Consider the following 1924-nt stretch of genomic DNA (forward strand, 5'->3'; position numbering starts at 1 on the left):
CCGGCGAGGGCGACGAGCGCCTCGACGTGCCCGGCCTCAGCGGCCTGCTCGCCGACCCGGCGACCCTCGCCGTGCCGCTGGCCGAGCTGCCGGCCTGGCTGGTTGGGCGGGCCGAGCAGCTCAACGGCGGCCCGTTCGCCGACGACGTCGCCATGCTGCTGGTCAGCCGGGGCGGTGGCCGGTGACGGGCGTCCGCGAGTGGACCCTGCGTCAGCGGGTCGTCATGCTGCTCACCGTCGTCGCCGTCCTCCTCATCGGGCTGGCGGGCGGCGCGGTGGCGGTGGCGACGAAGAACCGTATGCACATCGACGCGATCCTCAACAAGACCGGGCCGCTGCGGGTGCAGGCGCAGGAGGTGCAGAACGCGCTGCTGGACCAGGAGACCGCTATGCGCGGCTACGCGGTCAGCGGCAACCCGGCCGACCTGACGCCGTACGACGCCGGGCGCAAGCGGGAGCAGGACCTGGTCGTCTCGATGGAGCGGCTGCTCGGCGACTACCCGGAGATCCGGCAGGAGCTCCTGAAGGTGGAGCAGCGGGCCGAGGAGTGGCGCCAGGCGGTGGCGGTGCCGGTGGTCACCGCGACGCAGCAGAGCGGCACCAGCGCGGGGCAGGCGTTGATCACCGACCAGGCCCGGGAGCAGTTCGACGCGGTCCGCAGCGCGCTGGACGACCTCCAGCTCGAGATCTTCGAGGCCCGGCAGCGGAGCGCCGAGGACGTCCGGCGGACCAGCAACCTGCTGGTCGTCCTGCTGATCATCGCGGTCGCGGTGGTGATCATCGCCGGCAGCATGCTGCTGGTCTCCCTGGACAAGATGGTGATCCGCCCGCTGACCGGCCTCGCCGACCAGGTCCGCGAGGTGGCCGAGGGCGACTACCAGCACGGCATCGCCGGCACCGGCCCACCCGAGTTCCTCCGGCTCGGCGAGGACGTCGACGCGATGCGGCGCAAGATCGCCAAGGACCTGGCCGAGGTACGGGAGGCCCGCGAGCGCATCGAGTGGGTCAACAGCCAGCTCCAGAAGCAGGCCGAGGAACTCACCCGCTCCAACCGTGACCTGGAGCAGTTCGCGTACGTGGCCTCGCACGACCTCCAGGAGCCGCTGCGCAAGGTGGCCAGCTTCTGCCAGCTCCTCCAGCGCCGCTACGCGGGGCAGTTGGACGAGCGGGCCGACCAGTACATCGCGTTCGCGGTCGACGGCGCGCAGCGGATGCAGCGCCTGATCAACGACCTGCTCGCCTTCTCCCGGATCGGTCGGCTCACCACGGGCTTCACCGAGGTCGACCTGAACAAGGTCATGGGCGACGTGGCCGGTCAGACCGAGGCGGCCCGGCAGTACGCCGACGCGGAGCTGACCTGGGGCGAGCTGCCGGTCATCCGCGGCGAGGAGCCGTTGCTGACCAACCTGCTGGCCAACCTGGTCAGCAACTCGGTGAAGTTCCGCCGCCCCGACGTGCCCCCGAAGGTGCACGTCTCGGCCCGCCTCGTGGGCGACGAGTGGGAGATCAGCTGCCAGGACAACGGCATCGGGATCGAGCCGGAGTTCGCCGACAAGATCTTCGTCATCTTCCAGCGGCTGCACGCCAAGGACGCGTACCCGGGCACCGGGATCGGGCTGGCGATCGTCAAGAAGATCGTGGAATACCACGGCGGCCGGGTCTGGGTGGACACCGGCACCGAGGAGGGCACGGCGATCCGCTTCACCCTCCCGGCGCTGCCCGAGGACGTCGAGGCGGCGGCCGCGGCGGCCGCCGCGGCGGACGCGGCACCGACCGACGAGCCCGCGACCGGGGACGTCGACGAGCCCGGCGCCGAGGCCGGTGCGGGCACCCCGGCGCAGGCCGACCGACGCGCCGACGAGACGGAGACCCCGGACGGGCCCGACCGGGCACCGGAAGGCGGTAGAACGGGTGACATGAGGGAG

The 1924-nt window shown here is 72.0% G+C and carries 1 protein-coding gene and 1 pseudogene; both read left to right on the top strand.

Features of this window, described 5'->3' with window-relative positions:
- Window positions 1–185, top strand: a pseudogene (locus tag AB0B91_RS65480) (protein phosphatase); the annotation flags it as partial.
- The coding region (locus AB0B91_RS65485) for an ATP-binding protein (RefSeq protein WP_358343104.1) at window positions 182–1924 on the top strand (1743 nt) is incomplete at its 3' end. The pseudogene AB0B91_RS65480 and the gene AB0B91_RS65485, both read left to right, overlap by 4 nt.

Source organism: Nonomuraea sp. NPDC049141 (assembly GCF_040648415.1).
GTDB lineage: Bacteria > Actinomycetota > Actinomycetes > Streptosporangiales > Streptosporangiaceae > Nonomuraea.